This window comes from Streptomyces sp. UH6 (genome assembly GCF_013421635.1).
GTDB lineage: Bacteria > Actinomycetota > Actinomycetes > Streptomycetales > Streptomycetaceae > Streptomyces > Streptomyces abyssomicinicus.
The window spans coordinates 1-1,552 of sequence record NZ_JACADT010001183.1 but is presented as its reverse complement, the minus strand read 5'-3'; the positions used below and the strand labels follow the sequence as shown (position 1 = coordinate 1,552).

At 72.0% G+C, this 1,552-nt stretch carries 3 protein-coding genes; 1 reads left to right on the top strand and 2 read right to left on the bottom strand.

Translation table 11 applies throughout. The annotated features are described in order from the left end of the window. Together gvpJ and HW445_RS30430 are read right to left on the bottom strand one after the other, a co-directional pair. Positions 1 to 479 (bottom strand): gas vesicle protein GvpJ (gene gvpJ, locus HW445_RS30435; protein WP_180224023.1); only part of this gene is annotated, 479 nt, incomplete at its 3' end. Between the two features lie 32 nt (positions 480 to 511). Then, a complete protein-coding gene (locus HW445_RS30430; RefSeq protein ID WP_180224022.1) occupies positions 512 to 838 on the bottom strand; it encodes a gas vesicle protein in 327 nt (108 codons plus the stop codon). 167 nt (positions 839 to 1,005) lie between these two features. On the opposite strand from HW445_RS30430, the gene HW445_RS30425 reads away from it, so the two are divergent. Then, the coding region (locus HW445_RS30425) for a DUF2243 domain-containing protein (protein WP_180224021.1) at positions 1,006 to 1,552 on the top strand (547 nt) is incomplete at its 3' end.

The following is a 1,552-nucleotide window of genomic DNA, read 5'->3' as shown; positions in this document are numbered from 1 at the left end:
CGGCGGCGCCGCTGCGGCCTGGGGCTCTCCTCGTACGCGTACTCCTCCTCGCCGAGTTCGTCCCCGGCGTCCCCGGCGTCGCGGTCGTCGCGGTCGTCCCGGTCGTGGTCACCGTCGGTTCCGAGGACCCCGCGCACCTTGTCGCCGAGGGACCGTCCCGCCTTGCGCGCGCCCGCCTTCGCGGCTGTCCTGCTCACCGCCCCGCCGCCGCCGAAGAGTTCCGGCACGGTCTTGCTGCGCGAGGTGCGCTCCAGGTCGAGCCGGTTGCAGGCCTCGGCGAACCGCAGGTAGGTGTCGACGCTCGCCACGACGATCCGGGCGTCGATCTTTATGATCTCGATGCCCACCAGGGAGACGCGGACGAAGACGTCGATGACCATGCCGCGGTCGAGGATCAGGTCCAGGACGTCGTACAGGGTGCCCGCGCGCGGTACACAGGCGAGTTCGTCGGCGTACGGGGACGGGGTCACGACGGTCATGTGGCGTTCCTCTCGGAAGGGGATACGGCCGCCTACTGGTCGGCGCCCCCGCGCCGGTAGCGAGCGGTGCGGCAGTACTGGAGCATCCGGCCCCCGGCGTCCAGTTCCACCTCGTAGGACGCGAGCAGGCTGGTGGTGTCGGGGATGCGGGCCAGTTCCAGCACGTCCAGCACGACGGTCCAGCCGCCGTCCTCGGTCCGGCAGACCGCCGACACGCCTTCCTGGGGGTGATGGACGAGTTCCGCCAGGCCGTCGGCGGCGCACCGCGCCGCGTCGGCCGCGGTGCGCACCTTGCGTTCCCGCGGTGCGCGCCGGGTGGCCGTGGCCGAGGCGCGTCGCCGCTCACCGTTGTCTGCCATGGACCCACTCTCACCGCAGGTTCCGCCCCGGCGCGTGCCCAGTTGGGCCGACCGGGTCACCGGGCGCGGGGGGAGATTCGGAGGAGGCCGGGAGGGAAGCCGTGTCGGAGCGCCGGTCACGCCCGGAGGACGGAACGGAACGGAACGGAACGGACGGGAACACACCCATGGCCCTGGAAGACGACGCGCGGCCGCACGCCGCGACACCCAACAGCCTCCGGCTGCCGGGGATTCTGCTGGGAGCGGGCCTCGGAGGCTTCGTGGACGGGATCCTCCTGCACCAGATCCTCCAGTGGCACCACCTGCTCACCAGCACCGACCACGACCGCATCGGCGTCACGTACTACGACCCGAAGACGGTTCCCGGTCTGGAGATGAACACGGTCTGGGACGGTTTCTTCCACGCGCTGTGCTGGGTCCTGGTCCTGGCGGGCCTGGCCGTCCTCTACGGGCGGGTGACGCACGAGCGGCGGGCGGTCTGGACCTCGCGGGTGCTGTGGGGCTGGGTGCTGTTCGGCTGGGGCCTGTTCAACATCGTCGAGGGCCTGCTGAACCATCAGATCCTCGGCATCCACCACGTCCGCTCCGGGGAGCACCAGGCCTGGTGGGACGCCGGCTTCCTGGTGCTCGGCGTCCTGCTCATGATCGCCGGCCACCTGCTGCGGCGCGGGGGCCGCCCCTTCGACCCGAGCGCCCCGCACGGTGCCGCGCGGA

Bases quoted from the DNA above. Each gene is read 5' to 3' on its own strand.
- HW445_RS30430 (WP_180224022.1), bottom strand. From the start codon at position 838: ATGGCAGACAACGGTGAGCGGCGACGCGCCTCGGCCACGGCCACCCGG.